Annotated in this window: 22 protein-coding genes; 11 read left to right on the top strand and 11 right to left on the bottom strand. The window is 62.5% G+C overall.

All coding sequences use genetic code 11. The features are described from left to right. Positions 1 to 28: 28 nt before the first annotated feature. Positions 29 to 3,211 carry an AAA domain-containing protein gene (locus HUW10_RS02215; protein WP_174502001.1) on the top strand — a complete coding sequence of 1,061 codons (3,183 nt, stop codon included), beginning with the start codon at positions 29 to 31 and terminating at the stop codon, positions 3,209 to 3,211. 30 nt (positions 3,212 to 3,241) lie between these two features. Next, positions 3,242 to 4,288, top strand: coding sequence for a hypothetical protein (locus tag HUW10_RS02210; RefSeq protein ID WP_174502000.1), 1,047 nt, complete (start codon positions 3,242 to 3,244; stop codon positions 4,286 to 4,288). 624 nt (positions 4,289 to 4,912) lie between these two features. Here the strand turns inward: HUW10_RS02210 and HUW10_RS02205 are convergent. The 6 genes from HUW10_RS02205 to HUW10_RS02180 all read right to left on the bottom strand — a co-directional run bounded on the left by HUW10_RS02205 (position 4,913) and on the right by HUW10_RS02180 (position 11,069). After that, the gene (locus HUW10_RS02205; protein ID WP_174501999.1) at positions 4,913 to 5,050 is read right to left on the bottom strand and encodes a hypothetical protein; all 138 of its coding nucleotides are present in this window, start codon (positions 5,048 to 5,050) and stop codon (positions 4,913 to 4,915) included. 321 nt (positions 5,051 to 5,371) lie between these two features. Then, positions 5,372 to 6,307 carry a replication protein RepA gene (locus tag HUW10_RS02200; protein WP_174501998.1) on the bottom strand — a complete coding sequence of 312 codons (936 nt, stop codon included), beginning with the start codon at positions 6,305 to 6,307 and terminating at the stop codon, positions 5,372 to 5,374. Positions 6,308 to 7,134: 827 nt separating this feature from the next. Then, positions 7,135 to 7,797: a ParA family protein gene (locus HUW10_RS02195; protein WP_011930611.1), complete on the bottom strand. Its 663-nt coding sequence runs from the start codon at positions 7,795 to 7,797 to the stop codon at positions 7,135 to 7,137. A 761-nt stretch (positions 7,798 to 8,558) separates the two neighbouring features. Next, the gene (locus tag HUW10_RS02190) at positions 8,559 to 9,767 is read right to left on the bottom strand and encodes an IS256 family transposase (protein WP_011930484.1); all 1,209 of its coding nucleotides are present in this window, start codon (positions 9,765 to 9,767) and stop codon (positions 8,559 to 8,561) included. Between the two features lie 71 nt (positions 9,768 to 9,838). After that, a complete protein-coding gene (locus HUW10_RS02185) occupies positions 9,839 to 10,456 on the bottom strand; it encodes an ATP-binding protein (protein WP_174501997.1) in 618 nt (205 codons plus the stop codon). A gap of 151 nt (positions 10,457 to 10,607) precedes the next feature. After that, on the bottom strand, positions 10,608 to 11,069 hold the full coding sequence (locus tag HUW10_RS02180; protein WP_174501996.1) for an RNase H family protein: 462 nt from the start codon (positions 11,067 to 11,069) through the stop codon (positions 10,608 to 10,610). Between the two features lie 301 nt (positions 11,070 to 11,370). Here HUW10_RS02180 and HUW10_RS02175 point away from each other — a divergent pair, with 301 nt between their 5' ends. Next, positions 11,371 to 11,796 carry an antitoxin Xre-like helix-turn-helix domain-containing protein gene (locus HUW10_RS02175; protein ID WP_236656153.1) on the top strand — a complete coding sequence of 142 codons (426 nt, stop codon included), beginning with the start codon at positions 11,371 to 11,373 and terminating at the stop codon, positions 11,794 to 11,796. Continuing rightward, the gene (locus tag HUW10_RS02170) at positions 11,793 to 12,281 is read left to right on the top strand and encodes an RES family NAD+ phosphorylase (RefSeq protein WP_174501994.1); all 489 of its coding nucleotides are present in this window, start codon (positions 11,793 to 11,795) and stop codon (positions 12,279 to 12,281) included. The genes HUW10_RS02175 and HUW10_RS02170 overlap by 4 nt, the downstream gene beginning before the upstream one ends. A gap of 14 nt (positions 12,282 to 12,295) precedes the next feature. On the opposite strand, the gene HUW10_RS02165 is transcribed toward HUW10_RS02170, so the two are convergent. Together HUW10_RS02165 and HUW10_RS02160 are read right to left on the bottom strand one after the other, a co-directional pair. Continuing rightward, positions 12,296 to 13,423 carry a site-specific integrase gene (locus tag HUW10_RS02165; RefSeq protein WP_174501993.1) on the bottom strand — a complete coding sequence of 376 codons (1,128 nt, stop codon included), beginning with the start codon at positions 13,421 to 13,423 and terminating at the stop codon, positions 12,296 to 12,298. Positions 13,424 to 13,634: 211 nt separating this feature from the next. Next, positions 13,635 to 14,426, bottom strand: a complete 792-nt coding sequence (locus HUW10_RS02160; protein WP_174501992.1) for an N-acyl amino acid synthase FeeM domain-containing protein — start codon at positions 14,424 to 14,426, stop codon at positions 13,635 to 13,637. 85 nt (positions 14,427 to 14,511) lie between these two features. Between HUW10_RS02160 and HUW10_RS02155 the strand changes: the two genes are divergently transcribed. Both HUW10_RS02155 and HUW10_RS02150 read left to right on the top strand, forming a co-directional pair. Further along, entirely contained in the window at positions 14,512 to 15,663 is a 1,152-nt protein-coding gene (locus tag HUW10_RS02155) for a hypothetical protein (RefSeq protein ID WP_174501991.1), read from the top strand. 351 nt (positions 15,664 to 16,014) lie between these two features. Next, positions 16,015 to 16,758, top strand: a complete 744-nt coding sequence (locus HUW10_RS02150) for a response regulator transcription factor (protein WP_174501990.1) — start codon at positions 16,015 to 16,017, stop codon at positions 16,756 to 16,758. Between the two features lie 14 nt (positions 16,759 to 16,772). Here HUW10_RS02150 and HUW10_RS02145 read toward each other — a convergent pair whose 3' ends face one another. Beyond that, positions 16,773 to 17,393, bottom strand: a complete 621-nt coding sequence (locus HUW10_RS02145; RefSeq protein ID WP_174501989.1) for a hypothetical protein — start codon at positions 17,391 to 17,393, stop codon at positions 16,773 to 16,775. A gap of 163 nt (positions 17,394 to 17,556) precedes the next feature. On the opposite strand from HUW10_RS02145, the gene HUW10_RS02140 reads away from it, so the two are divergent. The 5 genes from HUW10_RS02140 to HUW10_RS02120 all read left to right on the top strand — a co-directional run bounded on the left by HUW10_RS02140 (position 17,557) and on the right by HUW10_RS02120 (position 21,703). Further along, entirely contained in the window at positions 17,557 to 18,267 is a 711-nt protein-coding gene (locus HUW10_RS02140; protein ID WP_174501988.1) for a ribonuclease HII, read from the top strand. A 9-nt stretch (positions 18,268 to 18,276) separates the two neighbouring features. Then, a complete protein-coding gene (gene dcd, locus HUW10_RS02135) occupies positions 18,277 to 18,831 on the top strand; it encodes a dCTP deaminase (RefSeq protein WP_174501987.1) in 555 nt (184 codons plus the stop codon). Between the two features lie 388 nt (positions 18,832 to 19,219). Continuing rightward, positions 19,220 to 19,642: a hypothetical protein gene (locus tag HUW10_RS02130; RefSeq protein ID WP_174501986.1), complete on the top strand. Its 423-nt coding sequence runs from the start codon at positions 19,220 to 19,222 to the stop codon at positions 19,640 to 19,642. A 221-nt stretch (positions 19,643 to 19,863) separates the two neighbouring features. After that, positions 19,864 to 20,826, top strand: a complete 963-nt coding sequence (locus HUW10_RS02125) for a hypothetical protein (protein ID WP_174501985.1) — start codon at positions 19,864 to 19,866, stop codon at positions 20,824 to 20,826. 16 nt (positions 20,827 to 20,842) lie between these two features. Further along, positions 20,843 to 21,703, top strand: a complete 861-nt coding sequence (locus tag HUW10_RS02120) for an exonuclease domain-containing protein (protein ID WP_174501984.1) — start codon at positions 20,843 to 20,845, stop codon at positions 21,701 to 21,703. Here the strand turns inward: HUW10_RS02120 and HUW10_RS02115 are convergent. Together HUW10_RS02115 and HUW10_RS02110 are read right to left on the bottom strand one after the other, a co-directional pair. Beyond that, on the bottom strand, positions 21,651 to 21,917 hold the full coding sequence (locus tag HUW10_RS02115) for a hypothetical protein (protein ID WP_174501983.1): 267 nt from the start codon (positions 21,915 to 21,917) through the stop codon (positions 21,651 to 21,653). The two genes, HUW10_RS02120 and HUW10_RS02115, sit on opposite strands and share 53 nt — an antisense overlap. After that, complete coding sequence (locus HUW10_RS02110) at positions 21,914 to 22,843, bottom strand: exonuclease domain-containing protein (RefSeq protein WP_174501982.1); 930 nt, start codon at positions 22,841 to 22,843, stop codon at positions 21,914 to 21,916. Before HUW10_RS02110 ends, HUW10_RS02115 begins: the two co-directional genes overlap by 4 nt. Positions 22,844 to 23,176 lie beyond the last annotated feature (333 nt).

Genomic DNA, 23,176 nt, shown 5'->3' with positions numbered 1-23,176 from the left:
TTCATATCTGGCGCCGATACTGCTGTGTATGAGCACGACCCAGCGCAGACGCCCGCCGACGCAATTCATCGGCGCGACAGACGATGATGTCCCCGAGGTTGCGGAGATCGTCGCGGAAAGCCGCAAGGCCGAGATCGGTACTGGCCAGCCCATCCGCGTGGCCGGATCACAGCGGGCCGCGCCCGCCGGGCAGCCCGTGCAGCCTCAGGACGATGAGTCTGTTCTGCCCGCCCAGCCGGCTCAAGCTGCCAATTCGGCAGAGCAACCTGTCGAACTCAGTCCGTCGCAGAAGAAGGGCCTGGCGGTGCTCGATGCGTGGATCGCCGCGGAGGTCCTGACGCCGGAGACCGTGAAGGACCTGAAGGATATCGTCTCGGGCCGCGAGCGCGACATGGCGGCGCTCGATCTCGTCTACGGAGATGCGCTGCCGTGGGAAGAGGGCTATCCGGAGACAGAGTTCCCGAACTTGCGTGCTGGCTACCTCGCCTATGATGTCATCTTCGGGTCGATCCCGGAAGCCAAGGCAGCCGTCAGGCTCGAGGAGGTCTATGGCCAGAGCTTTGGAGATGGTGGCGCCGGGTCGGGCGTTTCGATTCTCGCCACGCTCCGCGTGGCGCCGAACGGCACGCTCGATCTCAAGGAGGGGGGGTCGCCATTCTCTGTATCGGCCTACGGATGGGGGCTCGTGCGCGCGCTGAACCGGGATCTGGGCGCAATGCCAGGCTGGAAGCGTGCCGCCGCTGACATCAGCAAGAGTTTCCGCGATTTGTTCGACGACCGGTTTAAGGACAAGCCGATCGACAAGGCTGCCATCCTCGAGATCTACTACTGGATGCTCGACAGCCTGGGGTTCGATGAGAAGCAGGTCTCACGGCCATCACGAGAGTCCGACGTGGTCAGCAAGCCCGCGAAGGTGATCGGTTACTACCAGAGGGTAAGCCCTGACGGCACGCCGGTGCCGAAACAGCGAATGCCCGACGCCCTGATCATGAACAGCTTTTTTCTCAGCGACCTGCTCGACGCCCGTCGCGATCTGGCGAAGGGTATCGAGCAGCCTCTCCTCGACCGGTATCTCGGCGTGAAGGAGCAGGTGCGCCGGATCAACATTCTCGAGGACCCGAAGGCCATCAACACGCTGCTGCGCCCCGGGTTTTTCCCGGAGGGGAAGTGGCCACACGCGGGCCGCAACCAGCTGGTCACTATGCAGCAGTCGATCATCAATTATGCGCTGCACCCCGCGCAGGCCCGCCGGAACAAGGTGATCGGTGTCAATGGTCCACCGGGCACCGGAAAGACCACTTTGCTGAAGGATGCTGCCGCGGCGCTGATCGTCCGTCGCGCTATCGCGATGAGCGATTTCATCCACCCCTCCCACGCCTTTCGTGTATACGGATCCGGAGGAACGCGTTCCTCCGGGCGCGCCGGCCCATCCTTGTTCGAGCTCGATCCCAAGCTGATCGGCTTCGAGATGCTGGTTGCCTCCTCGAACAACGGCGCAGTCGAAAACGTCTCGACCGAATGGCCGGACGATGGCGCGATCGCTGATGATGCGACAACCAGATACTACCCGGGAACAGCATCCAGGCTGCATGAGCGCGAGAGCTGGGGGCTGGTCTCGGCCGCGCTCGGCAATTCGGCAAACCGGGCGAAATTTCGTGACCAATTCTGGTTTGATGAAGACTGGGGTCTCAGGAACCAGCTCGCTCTGGCAGCCGGCCGCTCGCCGGTCATCGTGGATAAGAAGACTGGAGCGAAACGGATCCCCGCCTCCTTTGAGGCACACCGGCCCGCGCGTGGCCGGCATGCGGCGCTGGAGCGCTGGAACCGGGAGCGGGATCGCTTCCTGCAGCTGCTCGACACGGTCAGGAAAAGCCTGTCTGACGTAAACAAGGCGGCGACCGGTGAACTCGACCAGAGTGACCCTTTTCACTTCCATACCTCCTCGCCGTGGCTTTCCGGTGCAGACCACAGACAGCGCGAGGATCTGTTCGAGGCGGCAGTCGATCTTCACCGCGCCTTTATGGAGGGTGCGGCCACGGAAGTCGGCTCCAACCTCTCGGCGGCGATGGAACTCCTCGCCGGTCGGTTTAACGGGCGGAAGCCGAAAGTCGTCCAGTCTGTCCTCAGTACGCTCTTCATCGCGGTTCCGGTCTTGTCGACCACCTTCGCCAGCGTCCGCAGGATGCTGCGCGACGTTGAAGAGCCGATGATCGGCTGGTTGTTCATCGACGAGGCCGGACAGGCAACGCCGCAATCGGCGGTCGGCGCGATCAAGCGCAGCCGGAACGCGCTCGTTGTGGGCGACCCGATCCAGGTCGAGCCCGTCGTCACGCTGAACGAACCCATGATCGTCGAGATCGCAAAGGCGATGGGCATCGACCATGAGGTCGATATGGCGCCCTGGGGGTCCGTGCAGACCTTCGCGGACGCGGCATCCGAAGTGTTCGCCGAATACCCCTGCGAGGGCGGCGCGCGCCGGGTCGGCATGCCGCTGCTGGCCCATCGACGGTGCGCCGAGCCGATGTTCTCGATCTCGAACCAGATCGGCTACGGCGGCCTGATGGTGAACGCCAAGCGGCCTTCGCCCTCCGCGATCCGGGATGCCTGCGGGCCGTCGCGCTGGATTGATGTCCACGACCCCGTGGACGAGAAATGGTCCGAGCAGGAGGGCATGGTCGTTTTCAATCTCCTCCGCGATATCGTCGCCCGCGGTGGCAAGCTCGACCTCTACATCATCAGCCCCTTCCGGATCATCGAGAGCCGGCTGCGCGACATGGTCATCCAGAACCATGCCGGGATCGGCATCTCCTTCGCCGAGGCCCGCGAGCTGACCCGACGGATCGGCACCGTGCACAAGGTCCAGGGTCGGGAGGCGGAAGGTGTCATCTTCGTGCTGGGCCATCAGGGCGAGGCATTCAAGCGGGCACGCGGCTGGGCGGGCGGGCGCCCGAACATCGCGAACGTCGCCGTCACGCGGGCCAAGGAAGTCCTCTACATCGTCGGCAACCGCGCCGACTGGAGCGAGGCCGGGTACTTCCACACCGTCGAGCAGGTGATGGACGAGTTCACCCGTCAGCACGGCATCGCCGCCGGCGATGGCCTCGCGGTGCCGCCTGCGCCCATCCGAGAGGAGCAAGCGGAAGCGCCGGCGCCGGTTCTCGAGGATCACGAATCCATCTTCGATCTCGATCTCGGCCTCGGCCTGGGTTGAGCAGAACTCGATTCAGGCAGGGAGTTCGCGATGCGCGCGGCACGGACAGGCAAGGAAAGCACGGGCTTCTTCCGGATCGGGGAGGCCAGCGAGGTGGGCGGTCTGGTGCTCGGCGGCGACTATTGCGCAGAACACGAGTCCGGGATCGAGGAGCTCCGCCGGGAGTTCGGGATCTCCAGCAAGGCTCCGCCCGGCATAGAGCGGTACCGGATATCCGGACTGTCGAGCCGGTCGGCACTCGTGTTTTGCGACCGCCCGGACCTCGACCAGTCGATCCTCTGTTGCTCGCACCCGTCCAATGTCTCCCAGCTGGTCGGCAAGCCCGGCATCACCGGTGGCCTCGCAACGCGGCACGAGGGATTCGACATCGTGGTCGCCGACCGTGTGGTCGCCTTCCTTCCGACCTGGCGGGACAAGGACGACAGGGTGCGGGTCCTGCCTGTCCATTCGAAGGCCGCCGACCGGGAAGCCTGGAAGGCGTACAACGCAGGGACCATCGGGGCCTGGAGCGAGCGGTCGTTCATGGTCCGGGCGCTCGGTGAAGAGGCCCGCCGGGATCTCGAGGCGGTCTACAACGCGTTTCTGGGCTGCGACATCGCGCTCAGCACGACACGCGCCCTCACGCCTTTCGGCCGCGGTGGCCTGGCCATCGTGATTGCCTCACGGATCCAGCCGGCCGACCTCGACCGTCTGCGCGAGCAGGATGAAGATCGGGACCTCCTCGATGCGACGTTCAAGGCCACCGGCCTCCCTGCCCGCTTTACCGAGCGCCGCGGCACCGATCCGTTGTTCGGCCCGAACGCCAAGCCTGCCTATTTCGGGATCCGGCCGACCTGGACCCGGGAATTCATCGAGCGCCGGAAGGCCGACCTAGCGGCCCGGCCGACCGAGGACGACCTGACCGTCTGGCTCAACCCGATGGAGCAGCGCCACCACAACTTCGGTTGGTTCTCGGTCGACGCCCTCCGGCGCTGGTTCGACGGCGAAGGCCCGGTCGTGAAGGCTTGGGTGGAACAGCAGCGTGTGGGATTTCCCGACCAGCCTGCCCCAGATGGCCTGGCCCCCGGCTGCGGCTGATACCCTCTGGAGGCGGTCACCTCATCCTTATATTCGCGGCGAATCTGACGCCGTGATGTATGTGCCGCGGATTTTTCAGCCGGTCGAGAAATCCCACACCCAAAGAGAGTGGCTACCTCGGCCGGCTGCGTGCACTGAATGAGGGGTGTGGGATTTCTCGACCGGCATCATCGCCGAGTTTCAGGCCGCTGATCGGTGTGGGATTTCTCGACCGTGGATCTACCCCAGTCATACAGGCTGTCGACCGCCTTGCGCCCGAACTCCGGTGTTTTGGAATCCTTTTGATTTTTCGTGGTTTTCCAGGCGGTCAGGAAATCCCACACCTGCCACTGGGGCCTCTAGCCTGCCACCCTCACGGGCCATTGCCGGTATGTGGGATTTCCTGACCGCCTGGTCGCATGTTGCTGCCACAGGCGAGATCGTCCGCCGGTCAGGAAATCCCACCTTCACCCGGGCGGCACATCCATAACAACTTACTGAAAATATGAAATATTTTTCGAGTGGCGGGATTCATGTGCCCGATGGTCAAGAAATCCCACACCATGCTGGTGCTTCAGTTCCGGCCGGTCGGAAATTCCCACACCATGCCAGGGCGGGTTATTTCGGTCGGAAAATCCCATAAATTCAGGAGGCGACGGAGCGCGACTCGGCCAGAGCGGTCGGGAAATCCCACATTTCCCCCATCAGCCAGACAAACTCTGCAACACCATGAAAATATTTGATATTTTTGTCTGACCTCAGGACGTTGGAGACGATTTCCACCGACAGAATTCGATTTTTGGAGAGAGATCTTGTTGAGATAGCCGGGTTTTGCCGCCGCGATCTCCAGTTCAGGCTCGCCTCGGTCGGGAAATCCCATTTTGGTCAGAAAATCCCCGATTGGTCAGGAAATCCCACACCCACGGCGAAATAAGTGCCCTGCGTATCGGAGCCGCATGTCAAACCGAGATAAATTCGAATTTTCGGCCTTGGCTTCTGAGTTTGGTGCCCTCGCCCGCCCGGCTGATCAGCAAGTCCGGTCGGGAAATCCCATTTTGGTCAGAAAATCCCCAATCGGTCGGGAAATCCCACGGCGCCGCGACCCTATGTGATCAGCTTGAGCACTGGCGGCTTGGAGGGCCGGAGGGTAATGCCCCGATCCTCCACATCCAGCCGGCAGTCGGGATAGGCCGCCATGGCCGCTCGCAGAGCGTCCGTGAACAGGGGCTTGAAGTACTTCAGCGGCCGGCCTGTCGTGTTGAACTGCGCGTCCAGGGAGATCCAGGATATGTCCGTTGGACCCTTGATCTCGTGGCAACGCCAGGCAAGCCAGATGTAGACGTCAAGCGCCAGGGAGCGGTGGGCAAGAGCCCGGATTGCAGCCTCCTGCAGGGGAACAGGATGGTCCTTCAGCGCACGCCAGAACGTCTCGTCCAGCACGACGCGGTCGTCCCACAGCTTCCCCTGGTCGTCGTCATCAACCACGCTCTTGAAGCGAAGGCCGGATGAGACGATCCCGCCCCTGGTCCATCCCTCGGCGCCGTCGCCTTCCCAGAAGAACTTGAGGCTGCAGGCCGATATCCGCGCCGCCTGTTCCCTCAGGGCTCGTGTCGTCTCTCCCCCGATGGCGATCCCCATGCGCTCCATCCAGGTTCTCATGGACCGGCCGAGCTCGATCTCGCGGCAGTTCGTCCGGATCGCCTGAGTCTGGAGGTAGAGGAGGATCATCCTGGCTCGAGCCCCGAACGGGACGCCATACAGGACCGTGCGGCCCTTGGAGCGCATTACCCCGGGTTCGACGAGCAGGGTAACCTTGTGCCCCTTCCGCTGCCACACGGCGCTGTCGGAAAGGCGCTTGTGGGGCAGACTGGTCAGGCAGAATCCAGAATACGAGATGCCGATCTGCTGACGCTCGTCTGTCAGCACCTCGTTGGCGATATCCACAAGCGCGCGGTAGCGGGGACCGACGATTTCCCGGGCCCTCTCACTGCCATAATCGAGCACCAGCTGTGCGACGTTCTGGTCCAGGCGATTGATCATAGCCACCCTCCAAAGCGACTTTTCGCCTTCTCATCGAGTCGATGTCAACTGTGGGATTTTCTGACCTGCAAAATGTGGGATTTTCTGACCAAAGTATTGTGGGATTTCTCGACCGATTTCGAGTGGGATTTCTCGACCGAGCTATTAGTAATTAGTTTGATTCTATTAGTAGTATGGTCAGGAATTCCCACGGGGCGACTCGTGTTTTGGTCGGAAAATCCCATGCTTCGGTTGAAAAATCCCCGTGGAAAACCGTGCTCATCTGTGGATTGCATCAGTTGTGCAGCGCGAAGTCAGGAAATCCCATGTGGATATTGTGGACAATTCGAGTCGGAGCGATCTCCCGACCACGCGACGCGGTAGCGGATGATGCGTGCATCACGAAGCACGCATCATCCGCTACCATCTGAGCCCTCGCCCTCGCATGTAGGCGTCCATGGCCTCGCCGAGGATCTCCTGGATGGGCCGCCTTTCCTGGACGGAAAGCAGCTTGAGCCGCTCCCACCTTTCCTCCGAAAGCCGCAACGTGACCCCCGGCAGGCTCCGTGAAGCGGAATAGGTTCGAACACGTCCAGTGGATGTGCGTACCCTCTGCCGGCCATCACCCCCCTCCCCTGTTTCGTCTACCTCGGGCCGTTCGCTCTGCGCCGGGGTCGGTTGGCGCTCCTCGGGCCAACCCGCTTCGGCCGGCCTCGAGTGTGAGGCGGGCGCCTGTGCCGGATCGGGGCGTCCCGCGGGCGCCTGGTCATGACGTCCGCCAGCCTCGGTGAGATGATCTGGCGTACGCTTCACGAAGCTCGAAAAGCTGCGCTTTTGGGGTGCCGACATTACGACCTCCTCTTCTGTGCTGTGGCGGGCTTGAGCTGGATCGCATCCAGGACCGCGATCTCCTTCCAGAGTTGTCGGATCTCCCGCGCGGCCTTGCTGGTGGGTTCGAACTCGCCGACGGCCTGCCCCTGGGTCAGGGCCCGGCGGTAGACCTTCCGCTCGACGATGCGGGTGTTCAGTAGAGGCAGTTCGAGATCTCTCAGGGCTCTGACCGTCTCGACGATTTCCTCGTCCGGTCTGGGAGATGTTCTCGTCAGCACCGCGACCGATGGCACCCGGTTCGCGCGCAGCAGGTCAAGTGTGGCCTGGGTGGCAGCAACATCGAGGATTGACGGCTGCACCGGCACGAGAGCGAGGTCGATGTTCCGCGCGACCACCTCGAGCGCGGGCGCCGTGTGTGGCGGGGTGTCGACGAATATCAGCTGGAAGCCATCAGCCTCGGCCGCGTCCATCGCCTCCTTCAGCTCAGCAGCCAGGACCGGGGCGACCGGCGGGGTCCTATCCCCCCTCGCCTGCCCCCAGACCGCTGATGCGCTTGCCTGCGGATCGGTGTCGATGATGGCGGTCCGCGTCCCCGCCTGATCTGCTGCTACTGCGAGGTGGACGCACAGGGTCGTTTTCGCGGCCCCGCCCTTCTGCTGCACCAGGGCAATCCGCTTCATGGCCGCTCGCACTGCATCGTGATTGGTGATGCACGCATCAATGTCCCCTTCCCTCTGCTCGCGCCCGACCCGCAAAGACGCGAGCCGTGACGCGTGACTCGTGATACACGATGCGTGCACCACGCATCGGATGGCTGTCAAGAAATTCAAATCTGTTTTTGAATTAATTGGTGATGCGGGATGCGTGATGCACGATGCGCAGGCCATGCGTTATAGGCTTGGATCAGTGTGTTGGACCTGCTTGTTCATGTGATCTGATGGCATGATGCATCACGATGCGTGGTGCGTGCATCAAACTGCCGCTTGATCCGGCTCGTGGGTGGTAATCCGGTGATGCGAGATGCGTGGTGCATGAAGCGTGATTGATGCGGCGTGATGCGTGAGTCTGTCTTTTTGGGGCTATCCCATTGAATTGCAACATATTCCGAGGGGAGGCGGATCTGGCCGGATCCTGATAGGCGGGCGTGATGCGTGCCTGACGCATCACGAGTCGTTCACCGTGATGCGTGCACCGTGAGGAACGATGCGTGATGCGTAGTGCGATCTTCATGGCTGTTCGCCGTGGCAGGCGAGATGGCAGGACTTGGTTAGGCGTGCTGCGTGATGGGTGATGCACGCAGCGCGATGCACGCATCCATGGGGTGGCTGGGCCTAGCAGGGGAGGGGGGCATTATCCTGGTCGAAGCTGCTCAGCGGCTCCACCTCGATGATAGCGTCCGTCAATGTGGTGGAAATTCTGGTGTAGCTGAAGCGGCCAATGGTCACGCGGCGACGGTGGAAATTCGTGGTGTATCGGCATCGATGGCGGGTGCCATGAGTTCGACCATTCCCTCGATCTGCATATAGCGGTTCTGTGTCTGCCATTCGTCGTTGGCCTCGAGCAGCACGGCTCCGATCAGGCGGATGATCGAACCTTCATTGGGAAAGATGCCGACGACATCGGCGCGGCGCTTGACCTCCTTGTTCAGGCGTTCGAGCGGATTCGTCGAGTGAATTTTGGTTCGGTGCTGGGCGGGAAAGTCCATGTGCGCCAGCACGTCGGTTTCACTGTCGTCGATGAACGCGCCAAGTTTTGGCCATTTGCCCCGGAGCTGGTCGGCCACATGGCGCAGGGTCTGGCTGGCACTGACGCGATCCGGCTGGATAAACGCCTGACGCAACGCTGCAGACACCATGCTCTGCTGCCCCTTCGGCACATAGGACAAGGCGTTGCGCATCCAGTGAACGCGGCATCTTTGCCAGGATGCCCCCATCACCCGGCGGATCGCCGCCTTCAATCCTTCATGAGCATCGGAGATCACCAGTTTCACCTCACGCAACCCACGGCGGACCAAGCTCTTGAGAAAGGTCGACCAGAAGGTCTCCGCCTCGGACGGGCCGATGTGCAGGCCGACGATCTCGCGCCGACCGTCGGTGTTCACCGCCACTGCGATTATCGCTGCAACTGAGACGATCCGCCCACCTTCGCGCTGCTTGAGATAGGTCGCATCCAACCACAGATACGGCCACTCGCCGGCGAGTGGCCGGTCGAGGAAGGCGTTCACCCTCTCATCGATGTCCTTGCACAGTTTCGAGACCGTGCTCTTGCTGATCCCCGTCAGCCCCATGGCCTGCACCAGCTCGTCTACCCGCCGGGTCGAGACGCCGCCAATCCAGGCTTCCTGGATGACCGCGGCCAGCGCCTTCTCCGAGGTCCGGCGAGCTTCCAGGAACGGCGGGAAGTAGCTCCCCTGCCGCAGCTTCGGGATCCGAAGCTGCAAGCTGCCAAGCCGCGTGTCCAATGCGCGTTCCCGGTAGCCGTTGCGATAGGTCGCGCGCTCGCCGCTGCGCTCGTAGCGGCTGGCGCCGATCAGCCCATCCACATCCGTCTCCATCAGCAGTTGAACCACCGCCTCCGCGACGCTGCGCAGAAAATCGCCGTCCCCGGCTTTGGCCAGTAGCTCAGCCAGTGGTAATCTATCTTCGGTCATCGGGTTCTCCAGGCTTCAGGATGAAGTCTCGCAACTCCACCATAGCCGACTGATCCGATGGCCACCTCAAACTACACCGTTACAGGGCCCAAAAGTCCACCACGACCCCGGACACTACCCACCTCGATTGCCTCTGCTGCCCGTCGTGCCTGCTCGAGCACCATCGCGACAGCCTGCTGTTCGCCATGCTCGATCGAGACGCGGGTGAAGGGGATGCTGAACCGGTTCAGGATCCCGATGATCCGCTCATCGATCTGTTCGGCTTGGTCGCGCTCGTGGACGCGGCCATAGGCGCTGTATCGCTCCGAGCGGTCGACGAAGAGGTTCAGTGAGGGATACGCGAAATGCGCCTCCAGTGCCGCGGCCTCGATGCCGGGGCTGGTCTGGTAGGCGCAAGACAGCAGGCAGGGGCTGTCGGTCACCACGATCTGGGCGCCGCCGGAGAAGGCGCGCTGGATGCGCCAGTACTGGTTGCCGAGGACGTAGATCTGGCATTTCAGCGCGTCGCGCCGGTTTTCGAAGGCGAGGTCCTTGGCGAACTCGACGGCGAGCTCCGCCTCGTAGTGCTCGCGCTTCAGACGCCCGAACAGGATCGCCGCCAGGCTCGACTTGCCGGCGCAGGGACCGCCGAACAGGTTGACGACGAGCTGCTGGTTACGGACGAGCGGGGAGGGGGATATCGAGTTCATGACGGCGCCACCGGTTGTTCCATCGCCAGCATAGCGACTGGACGTGAAAGGAACGGGCGGCCGGCCAAGATGGTGGGTGAGGGGGGTGTACCGAGATCATCGGTGCCGGGATCGGACGCCGGAGGCGTTGATCGTCCCGTCACCCGGTGGATCAACTCATCTGTGGCGCATGGTCCGCGACGGAGATGGCGTCATGAGCATGGTGCGTCGCTTCCCGGCTCTTTGTCGTTGAGGTGCTCAACACCGCACGGACCTGCCGGGCGTCGACTTCGGCGAACAGGATCTTCCAGACGTCGGCGAGAGCAACGGGCCTGCCCTTCGCGGTCTGAAAGTTCCGGCGCTCCCAGCCGCTACGCCAGCGAAGAATGCCGTCGGTCAGATAGTCGCTGTTCGTCCGCAGCTCGACCCGCGCGCCTTCGGGCGTCTGGCGGATGGCGGAAATCGCCTCGGTCAGGATCGCCCTCTGCGGGTCACCGGCGGGGAGAAGGTGGGTCGACACGGCGTCCTCCGGCGCGTCCGTCGCGGCGCGGACGGACACATGGACCGAGAAGCAGGCGTGCCCCTGCACAGTCTCGAGTTCGGCGATGAAGCGCGGCGGCTTGTTCTGGGCCAAGGCGGATTCTCCTGTCGGACGATCGTCGGGGGATCGGTCCGGTCAGAATAGCCGCCGGGTCTGTAAGGAGCGTGTTGGATCTCTGACCTCGTGGCGGGGATGTTGAACAAATGCGCAAATGCGCTAAATTATTGCGCAAAGGAGTATCGTCATGGTTGCCACGACTGTGAGCAAGGCCGCGACCAGAACACCTTCAGGTACGAAGGCAAACAAGCCTTCGCACAAGGCCCCCAAGACATCTCGCGCGCTTAAGGTTCCCAAGACATCACGCGGATCCCCGGCGGCAAAAGGTGGGACCGATATGACCTACCTGGAATACTTTTGTCAGGCGCCTATGCGCCAAATCGAGATGATCAGGAGGGGGATTCCCGCGCTCACCGTAAAGCGGATCGCAGGTGATCTCAGGATCGAGCAGGACACATTGCTCCGTGCGCTCAACCTGAGTGTAGCCACCCTGAATCGTAAGGTCGCCCAGGCGAAGAATCTGCCGGCCGATGAGAGCGAGCGCATTGCCGGTATTGCGCGACTGGTGGGGCAGGTCGAGGCGATGGTGAAGGAATCCGGTGATCCAGAGGGATTTAACGCTGCAGAATGGCTCTCGCGCTGGTTGCGCGAGCCATTGCCAGCGCTCGGCGGTCAGATGCCTATCAAATTGCTTGACACGATGGCGGGGCAAGCCCTCGTCTCACAGGCATTGTCCCGCATTCAGAGCGGGGCCTATGCGTGACCGCGAGTTTCTGGAGGATCGGGACAGACACTCGGGATTATACGGCGGACGACAGGAGCGGAAAGGGGGCGGAGATCACGGGCGGACGCTGGAATGACGTTGGCACCCCAATGGTTTACGCAGCATCCTCACGCGCGCTGGCTTGCCTCGAAACTGTGGTGCATCTGAACGGGAGCGGTTTGCCGCTGAACCGATATCTGGTCGAGATCATCATCCCGGATGATCTGGTCAGATCGGCAGAGGCATATGATGAGGAATCTCTGCTTGTGGGGTGGGATGCGGAGCCTCCCGGGAAGGTGAGTATCGACTTGGGAACCACTTGGGTCCGGGACAATAGATCGGCGGTATTATTCGTCCCCTCCGTTATCGTTCCCGAGGAGCTGAACGTCCTCATCAACCCGACCCATCCAGGTGCCCGCAAAATACAGTTTCACAAGCGCCGGAAATGGCTGTACGACCCACGCATACTTGCGCCGCGGCATTAAGCTAGGAGACGGATTTAGAGCACCCCATCCAGCGGGTGCCCGTCAAACAGGTCGCCGAACTCCAGATACTCTCCGAGCACATCATAGCTCTTGTGGCGGCCGAGCCGCTTCAGGCGCGCCGGGTGGACGCCGCGCTCCATCCCGGTGGTCAGCGCCCCACGCTTGAGGCTGTGCCCGCCCAGGTCGCGCCGGCCGAACCCGGCCGCCATGGCCCGGCGCTGGATGATCAGGGCCACGCTCTGCGGGGTGAGGGCCCGCTCGCCGATGACCGGCCCCGGCGGCGCGGTCCGCTCGCGCCCTTTCCGGCCGGATGGCGGAGACCAGATCCGGCGGAACAACGGGCCCCGCTGTAGCCCCGCGGCGACCCGCCAGCGCTCAAGGGCATGCACCGGACAGAGTTCGGTATCGCCGTAGGGCAGGGCGACGGTGACCGCCTCGGTCTGGCTCCCTTTGGTCTGCGGCAGGGTCAGCCGGAGTCCCCGCTCTGACGGTGTCAGGTGCTCGATCCTGATGCCGGCGAGTTCCGAGCGCCGCAGCGCGCCGGCGAAGCCGACCAGGATCAGCGCGCGGTCGCGCAGGTCGATCAGCTCGGTATCGCCGATCGGCGCCAGCAGCCGGCGGATCACCGTCGCTGTCGCCGCCACCTTCTTGCGGCGGATCTCGCCGCGGGAGGCGGCATCGCGCTGGATGCCCGCCATGGTCTCGGCGACGCAGGCATCATCGGTGGGCACCGGGCAGCCGGCGAGGCGATGCAGGTAGCGGATCGCGGCGCGCCGGAGCTTCAGCGTTTCGGTCGAGACGCCGCGGCCGCGCTCATCGGCGAGGAAGGCCGCGACATCCGCGCCTGAGGCGGGGAGGGGTGTCAGCCCGTGGCGGTCGCACCAGAGGCACCAGACGCGCACCGCGGCGCGGTAGGCCCGCCTGGTGTTGTCCGCCTTGGCCCGGCGGGCATAGGCGCTGGCGGCGCTGCGGGCACCGGCGAGCGTGCCATCGGCCACCGGGACCGGCTCGTCCTCGATCTCGCTGAACCAGCGCCGGACCGCGTGCCCGTCGCCGGCGAGCGGGGGCGGGGAGGGCACCAGGCTGCCGGCCGATGGCGCGTCGGGGCGGTCTTGCGGTGCGAATTCGTTGTCGTCGGGCACGAGTGGCCTCTCCTGAGCGCGAATCGGTCGGTTCTGCGCCCGGAATCCTATGAAATTTCTGTAGTAGCGACAACCGAATTTATCAGGAAATCAATTAAAAAAGCCTGATAGGCCCCTGAAAAAGACGGTTATTTTGTGCTACACCGCATATGGCGCAAAAATACGGATCAAGATATTGATTTTCCGTTCGAGGATTGTCGAAGCTTTCCGCTCAGCCCGGGCCCGGCTCTTGATCCGCATCAGGGTCCGGCGCCGGGGCGGCGCGCCCCAGACGGTTCGGGGCTTCGAGCGCCGGCCGCTCGTCTGGCCGACCGGTCGAGAAGATCTGCACCCGGTGGCCGGCGAGCAGCGCCTGGCAGGTCGGGTCGGTGACGGCGAGGCCACTCATGAACGGCACGCGGTCGACCGTGTCCGCGAATTCCTCACGAAAGCACGCCATCAACCCGGTCTGGACAGCGAGTCCAGGGTAGGGCCGGGGATCCTCGATCTTGCGGTAGCCGAGGCGGCGGTAGAACGGCATGTGATGATGCTTGACCGCGTTGAACACGACATTCGCGTCATGCGCGTGGACGAGATAGCGAACCGTCCGGAAGAGGGCCTGCAGCACCGCGATATCCCGCTCCGCATGGCTCGCCAGGGCCAGCTTGGTGGCCTCGATTGCGGTGGCCGGGCGCGCCGCGGTCCCGCGGACGGCGAGAAGCTCGCGGATCTCCGGCCCGAACATGTCGAGCGCCGGGATGTGGTGGAAGTCGGGGTTGTCGGAGCCCGGGTCGAGGAGGAGGGCGCGCACCGTGCCGGACGGAATACCGTCGCGAAATACCACGGCGGTCTGGGCGTTCTCGCGCGTGTCCTCCTCATCGCTGAACAACCCGCCGGCGCGCTCGCCGATGTAGCCTCTCGCGCGATACGCCTCGTAGCGAATCTCGTAGGCCAGATCGGCGAGGTCACGGCTGGTCGCGAGCTGGACCTCGATCGAGTCGCGGCTGCGGGAGATGCTGGGCATTGGGGCCTCGGGGCGATGGGAGCGGTCCCCCGGAGGCTACGGACGAGATGTGTAAGTGACGTCTTTCATGGTGGAGGCGCGTCTCATGGCTCACCCTGAGATGTCCGCCCAGCAGCGGCTGATGATCGCACTTGAGCGAGCGGCCGGCACCATGGCGCGGCTTGACCAGGCCCTCTCGATGCACCCGCTCCGCGGCGCCTTCCTCTACCGGTTTCGCCTCGATGCGGTGCGCCGCCAGGCGATGGTGGACGGGCAGCTGATCGAGCCGTGGCATCTCGCGGCCCTGCTCGAGGGGGTTCGGCTCCGCATGGACCCATGGCTGAGCCTCGCCGAGCGGGGCGACATCTTCGATGCGGCCCGCCACGCGCTCTCGATGCACCAGTGGATCGTCGAGCCTGATTTTGATCAGGAGGGTGAGATCCAGTTGGCGATGAAGGCGATCGAGCGGGATGTCGAGCGCGCATCCCCGCTGCTCGGCGCGGCACACGCGGCCCATGCCTGGCTGGCTGGGGGCGGGAGACGAGCTCCATTGCGGGGCGCACTCATCCGCTTCTGGCAGCAGAGCGGACTGCTTCACCTTCCGGTTCCGATCACCGGACCGCAGGCCCTCGGCGGCGACCTTCCCTTCGACCGGGAGAGCTGGATCCCGCTTCTGCTCAATGCATTGGCGAACGAGGCCGCGGCCGCCCAGGACCTCCTCCGCGATCTCGATCGGGCCTGGCAGGTCGCGCGCGGTTCGATCGGCAAGCGGCGCAAGAACAGCCGGGCCGCCATGGCGATCGACATCCTGGCGGCAACCCCGATCATCTCCGCGAAATCGCTCGCCGATCGGCTCGGCATGAACGTGGCGAACGCCCACGCCCTGCTCGGCGAACTGCTCGAGGCCGGGCTGGTCGTCGAGCTGACCCACCGCAGCAAGCGCCGGCTCTTCGGCCTGTCGGGCATGGGCCGGATGCGCGATTACGTGGCGCCGCCACGCCGGCCGCAGCCGGGGCGGGGAAGGGGACGGCCCCGGATCGAGCCCGAAATGCCACACTCTGCTCCGCCCGCCGATCTTCCGCCGGCGCCGTCCGGTGGCGTCCTGCCTCGGCTCGCGTTCGACTTCAGCGATCTGGAAGAAGCCATGGCGGCAGCCGATTCCGCGATCCGCGAAACCAGGATCAGCCTCGATCGGATCCGTCAGGCCGGACGGCCGGAGGGGACCGGTCCTGAATCCAACCGCCCGGATTCAGCGTGAATGGGTCGAATAATGCTCACAGGATGCGTTGCGCCCGGCGGCCTGCTGAGAGAGACCAGGTTGGCGAGCGGCGCCTCTCCAGGATCGGAACTGTTCTGGTCAACCAGCCATTCGGGCGTCGACCTCACGAAATCGTGGGATTTGTAATCCCTTTTGTCTCTGAAACACTCTGCTCAAAACTTGGATTTTTCCCTGATTCCGTCGCAAACATCCCAGCGAAACCGCCAACGTAAGGATGTTGAAGGGGAGGGGCTTCACCTTCTTGAGTTGCACATGAATAAGATTTAACAATCAATGCGTGAAAGCAAGTGAAGCAGTCCCGATCTCGGCGTGTGCCCTGCAGTTTTCAAGATGAAGCTGCTTCTGGACAGGTCACTAGCCAAGACAAACCCGGGGCTGATTTTCAAGCTCAAGGCAAGGCGGGACGTTTTCGAGCTTGTCTCTGGCGTTGGAGCTCTCGCCGAGCATGCGAGACTGTACCCTTACGATGCGCTGGTCATCCTCGCCCCTCATGGCGATGCAACCTATCCTGGGCTGGTAAGTCAGCTGAAAGGGGCAAACGCCGCGCTTTCGGTTATTGTGGTGGGCTGGCGCCTCGATATAGAAAACCGGATCCACTTCCTGAGGCTCGGTGTTGACGAGCTGGTCGCCACGGAAATCAACGATGACGAGTTGCTGGCGCGAATCGTCAATGTCGTCATGCGAAAGGCTCCAACGGGATCCGAAGCGTGTGTCAGGTTTGGAAGTGCCGGGGAAGGGGAGCTTTACCCGGACGCACGCAAGATTCTCATGAACGGGAAGGTGGTGCCGTTTACCGCGCGCGAATATGACCTGGTGGAAACGCTTGCTCTGCGCGCCGGGTCGGTTATCGCACGGTCGAATCTGATGGATATAATGTACTCCGCCGGAGACAATCCCGCGCTGCAGGTGATCGATGTCTACGTCTCGCTGGTACGGCGGAAATTCATCAGTCACGGCGGCGCCGCGTTGATCAAGAACAAGCGCGGATTTGGCTACTACGTCGAGCGCCCCCAAGCGGGGGCCACCGAAGTCGAGTCAGCCCCGCCGGTGGCTCTGATCAGACAAAGGGGCTGACGTACGGCAGAGTCTCACGGCCTCGGACCGATGAAGCGTTTGAACGCGGCAATCCAGTTTGTCGCGATCATCTGCCTGGCCGCGGCGAGCGACAGCCGGCCGGAGCATACCAGGTAATGCAGCTTGTTCTCGAGACGATCTTTCGCCCGGCTGCCCCATCCGCCCTGGGCGACATGTGGCTCAGGCCAGAGGTTTTTCGGACTGCCCGGGGCACCTCCCAGCTCCAAGGGCTCTAGGTGATCGAGCTCATAGTCACGCAATTCGTGGTCGGCATAACCATAGGTGCGGATAAGGCGTCTCTTCAGAGGCTCGGTATAGGACTCGGGCGGCCTGACCGTACGCGTCCAGCCGCGAACACAGATGGTTGTGTCGATGTCGGCCTGCGTCACGGCACCGTTGATCGCGCCAGGAGTGATCCGTGGGTTTGGGAGCGGATTATAGCCGACGGTCCGAGAGCTCCGCTCGCTTGACCGATAGCCGCCGCTCTCTGAGCGGTGATGCTCGTAGTGCTCCATCGCGTAATGGCGGGCGATGTCGCCAAGAATGGAGGTCTCGCTGTGATACCAGGCCCGGGCCGGCACTGGTGCGAGCGACACGGCCGTGAGTGGCACGGCCAGCAGGATCATATGTTTCATGAGCTTCCCTGTATTGGAATCGCTATATAAAAAATATCTACGCAAACAAGTAAAATCATACAAATAATTGACAATACGTCCCCCGATTTGTATTTTCAAGATTCAGTGACACCGCCGGCACGAGCCCCACGGGCCGGCTTCAGCAACGAAAGAGACGACGGTGATGTCAGTCCCGACGCCCGAGGCACTTGGTCACCACGCGGACGACCCGCTCGGGCTTGAAGCTGTTTTCAGCCAGTCTGGCGGGACCGCGCCAGTGCCCGCGGCCTCCAGCTATCAGACCGAACCGAGCCGCCGCAAATTCCAGGTCGGTATCGACGAGGTCGGTCGTGGCTGTCTCGCGGGCCCAGTGGTGTGTTGCGCCTTCATCCTCCCCGATGAGGACGACATTCCCGACGACATCAGGCCCTGGATCAGGGATTCGAAAAAACTCTCGCCGCGACGTCGTGCAATGGTGGCACGCGGGCTCGAGGAATGCGGAGCAGTCTATGCGTATGGCGCCGCATCGGTCGCCGAGATCGACGAGATCAATATCCTGCGTGCGACGATGTGCGCCATGTTGCGCGCTGTGGACCACCTTCCGATCAATCCGGATCTGATCTCGACCATCCTGATCGACGGCGAATTCATCCCGGTCGGCCTGCCTGCCGAGGCGCGCGCCATCGTGGAGGGCGATTCAGCCGTTCCTGAAATATCTGCTGCCTCGATCATGGCCAAGGTGAAGCGAGATGAGCTGATGGCGGCTCTTGGGGGGCGCTACCCGGTATACGCGTGGGAGCGGAATGCTGGATACGGTACGCCCGCACACCTCGCGGCAATCCGGTCAAGCGGCCTCACGCCCCATCATCGTCGCAGCTTCATCAAAGGGCGCTGATCATTGGGCATGTTCCTCAGCGATAGGACGATCGCCCGGCTCGCCGCCGATGGCATGATCGCACCCTTCAAGCGCGTTCAGCAACGGGATGGTACAGTATCCAAGGGGCTCAGCTGCGCCGGGTACGACCTGACGCTGGGCTCCCAGTTCGCCATGTTCGCGGACACCCGGGCTGGTGAAGAGCTGAATCCCCACTCGCCGCCCGCAGCTGATGCCTATTCCTGGACCGAGAGTGCCGCTTTCCGGTTGCCGCCAGGAAGCTTCGCGCTGGCTTATGCCGTCGAGAGGATCTCGATGCCGGACGATGTGTTGGGCTTCGTGATGGACAAGTCGTCGCTCGCCCGTCTCGGACTCTCTGTCCAGAATACCCTGATCGAGCCCGGCTGGAGTGGCCAGATCACGATCGAGCTCTTCAACATGGCTCCGCGGCCGATCCTGCTCACGCCAGGTATGGGGATCGCACAGTTATGCTTTGCCTACCTCGACGAGGCGCCCGAGCTGCCATACGGTCGGCGCAGCGTCCCGAAATACCAGTTACAGGAGGGGGTTACCACCGCGCGGTAATGTGCCTCGCTGTGGACCCCGGATCATTTCCGAATTCGGAGCATGAACATGCATCGTCCTCGCCACGCTCTCACAAATTACGCTTCAGGGAAAGCCTGGGCTATCTGGATACTGAAAGATGGATGCCCCGCTGTCACAGGGCCTGAAAGCACGGAAATCCGGCTCGATATGGATCCGAGAGATCTTGCGGATGACCTGCCGCGGGACTCGGCCGCCCCATCTGTGGATGCTTACTGCCATAGACTCTACACCTCCAGAATCGATGAAAATGACGTGGCGCAGTCAAAAGTAATTTGAAAAATGGTCAGAATATTATATTCTATCAGGAGATCGGCACGGGCCGGTCGGATCAAGGCAGCCGTCGCTGCCATATTCTAAGGAAAGAACGATGCTGAGCATCAATTCGATCAGGTATGCGGCGGCCCTTGCGCGCAATTCCGCTCGTCGCGTCCTCATGACTGCTTCTGGCGCGCTCACGCTCTCCTTGCTCGCCGCTCCGCTCGCTCATGCCGCGGGAGGGCTCGGTGGTCTGATGACCACCGATGCGACAAGCCAGGTTGACCCGATGCTCTCATTCAGCATCAAGATCGCCTTCGTGATCGGCGTCTTCGTGACCGGCATTTCCATCTGGAAGATCTGGGAAGCCAACCAGGAAAATTCGCGCACCTCAATGAAGCTGCCGGTTGTCGGCTTCCTCGTTGGAGCTGCTCTCACAGTGCTGCCCTGGGTCACTGGTCTCGGCGTGAACACCTTGTTCTCCGGCGGCACCGGTCAGGCAGCTCAGGTTCAGACCATGAACGTCGGCAACTAAAGTTTCGCCACACTCCTAGCGTCTCAGGCATGAACCGAAAGGCCGTCCATATGGACGGCCTTTCGACATTTCAGGCTACACCCCCCTTTTTTTGTGAATGTGTCGGGTCTCAAGTGGCCGATTTCACGGCACTGCCGATATCCGCGTGCCGGTCGGCCGATAGGGCGTTGCTTACAGATTCTCCGGCTACCGTTGAGATGGTAGTGCATGAGGGGTCTGGAATGCCGGGCGCAGCGGATTACAATTTCGAGGCGGCGGCATCGGTCGACCGGTGCATCGACGGTGTTTCATACCTGATCGCAATCGTCCGGCGGCATGGCCAAGCCCGCGATGGGTTGGCAGTCTTCAACCTTACTCGTGGCAGCATTGTCTTTGACGGTGTGGGTAGTGACAACATGGCGCTGCGGATGGCCGTCTTTGAGGCTCTCAAGGGCGCGACGCCGTCTGAATTCGCATCGATCTGCATGACCTTTGCCCCCGCGCGTGCGGCGACGGCCCTGCAATCCAAGGCAAGACCGCGCGCGGCACACGCGATCACTTCGTCTCCTCTGCCAGATCGGGACATCAGGCTGAGGGAGACGCGTGAGGCCGCAGAGCTGGCGGCCGGCATCCACACATCCGGACACCGATTTGCCTTCCGACACCGCACACGAGCGGAGATCCTGTCGTGGCTCCTCCGGCACAGAGTTGATCGCCTGTCGGACGGTCGGTGCCGACTTTCGTGGGATGCCGTGATCCCTGCTCATGACGGAAGTGGTACTCTCGAGGACTTCACCCCGAACCCGGCATTTGACAATGTGTGGAACACCATGCTCGCGGAGGGCCGGGTGGTTCGGCAGGCGTGGCGCGAGACTATGGACCTGTTTCTCTCGGGCAGCTTCACGCCGGCCGCGGGCCGGCACCTCGGCAAGTTCGAGTTTGCCATTCTCGATGGTTCGCTTCTCTGCCTGGAGGCGATCGACGGGGTAAGGTGGTGTTTCTCATCAGTTACTGAAGTGCGTGAGCACTTCATCGGTATGGCCGACGCGGATCTCGCGAAGCTCTACCACCTCGTGGGCTCGGTCGACGAAATCATGCACCCGGACGCGCTCCGAGACGAGATGGAATATCGCCTGGGATCTATCAGGGCGGGCTTCGAGCAGGAGCATCAGATCGTCCCCGGCATGGGCGCCCCGACGCCCTGAATGGAAGGTCAAGGCAATGAGCAGCGCTGACGATACAGGGCCCAGCCCACTCGACCATGGCATTGATGGCCAGGTTGAGCGTGACAGTTATTACGGGCTTCACCCCGAGGCTGATGATCAGCCTGACGAGGAGGAAAGCCTGGCCGAAGCGCAGGCGGCGATCGATGCAGTGGCGTCGTCAGGCTTTGCCGGTGGCGGTGTCGAGCCGGTCGACTTCGACGTCCCCGATGTCGTCGCATGTATCGACACCGAGACCACGGGCTTCTCCCCGGAAGCCGGAGACAAGCTGGTCACGATCGGTGTCGTCATTCTCAGGGGCCAGGACATCGTGGCGGAGCGCGAGTGGCTGGTGAATCCGGGGCGCTCGATCCCGCGCGATGCGTCTCAGGTGCACGGCATCTATGACCGGCACGTCGCCGGCAAACCTCGGTTTCCAGAGATCGCGGGCGACATGGTTGGCATGATTCAGGGCCTACCACTGGTCATCCACAATTCCCAGTTTGACATGGCGTTCCTGCAGACCGAGCTCATGGCCGCGGGGCACAAGCCGTTGGACAACCGGATCATCGACACGATCGAGCTGGCACGCCTCGCCCTCGACCCGGGCAAGAAGGTCAGCCTCGACATGCTGCTGAAGAACCAGCTGAAGGTGAAGTACGAGCGAGAGAAGCACGGCGCTCTGGTCGACGCTCGCCTGCTCTCGATGGTCTACACCTGGTTCAGATCCATGACGCTGGAGATGCAGGCTCGGCGGCGGTCATTTTCACCGGTGCCTGGCGCGCCGGTACGCCCTGTCCGCGACTTGGTCCGGATACCCGAAACGGTCATGCAGGAGCATGAGAGGCAGCTGCCACCGGAGCCGTCGCCAGGAGGCTGAGCTCGATTACGAAGGACGCACCCGCAATTACTGTCGTGCGGGTGGGATCGAGATGCGGAACAGCGTCGAGACAAAGGCTCTCGACCGTCTCCAGCGCGCTGCGATCCTGGTCCTGGACCGCAGCGCGGGCAAGAATCAGGATCTCTTCCACGCTGTCGACTTCGAAGCGTTGCTGTTGGCGATCTCGGCTGATGTCGATTCCATACATGGTCATGTCGGCCCCGGTGGTGACACGTCGGTGCTGAACAGGGATCCGAAGTCGAGGCCCTGATCGAACGGATTGCCCTGCTTCGGCTCGATCGGCGGGATTGGCTGGGTAGCCGGAACCTTATCCGGCACAGCCGGCAGGCCAAGCGAACCTGATGCAGCAGCGAGATGGCCGGCAGCCGGCGCCGGACTTTGCGGTCCGTGGGGCTGCCCCCCTTGCTGGCGATTGGTGGCAAAGGAACGGGCAAGCCCGGCGCGGCGCGCCATCTCGTGCTGAACCGTGAAGGTCAGATCAGGGTTGTCGGTTATGTTGTTCCGGAGCCAGCCAAGATAGCCCGCGTCGAGATCTTCGAAACGCATCCCGAAGTGCTTCCCGAACCCGATCTTCTTCAGAAGGATTGGTGAGTTCGTAGCGTGCAGCATCTGTTCGAGGGTCATCTCACGCAGGAGTCGCGTCATGATCCCCGCAGTCACGTAGGAGTCCGGGCCCGCCCGATGCACCGGATGCGCGAGGGCGGAATCGATATCGAGATCGAGCCAGTACCTGAGATACTGGTTGCTATGCTTCTCTGCCTCATCCCAAAGCGAAAGCGCTGAGCGATAGGTGCAGACCCACGGCGAGACGTGTGTGATGATGCTTTTTTCGAAATCCGCATTGTGGGCAGCGAAGGCGACAATCCGGCATCCGGGCGGTGGTGCTCCGAAGGCGGCGTGCCAGCTTGCTTCGTCGCACCCGGCGTCGGCCTCGAGCTGGGTGATATGATGGACCGCCATCGCGCCGACCTCGATCTTGCGGCTGGGGCGGACGATCATCGAGCGCGGTGGAGCAATGATTTCACCGTCGAGCGACACGTCGGTCCAGCCGATCTCGATAATGGCGCAATCTGGCGCCTGCCCGGTGGTCTCCGTGTCGGCGACCCTGATGATATCCATAATTCGCACTTTTTCTGCAGCGTTATCGATATTCAGAATTTAGTCGGAAAAATTCCGAATTACGAGGGAAAATCGTTGATTTCTCAACCTGGGTATCGATCTTTGCGGGTAATTCGGTGTTCGAATTTATATACCCACCAGAAGGCTCATGTTCTTCCTGCCTGGCCATCATTTCCGAATGGCCAGGCTTTAGCGGATTGGCCTCGCCCATATTCTCGGTATCACAGGCTTTAGGCGTGACTGCCGGTGAGAATTGCATATTCCGAGACCGTTTTTGATTGAACGATAATATACATATTTGTATATTAAAAATCAGCATCTGGTGGAAGCCTA

Origin of the sequence: Acidiphilium sp. C61 (genome assembly GCF_905116885.1) — a bacterium.
Lineage (GTDB): Bacteria > Pseudomonadota > Alphaproteobacteria > Acetobacterales > Acetobacteraceae > Acidiphilium.
This window is presented reverse-complemented; position numbering and strand designations above follow the sequence as displayed.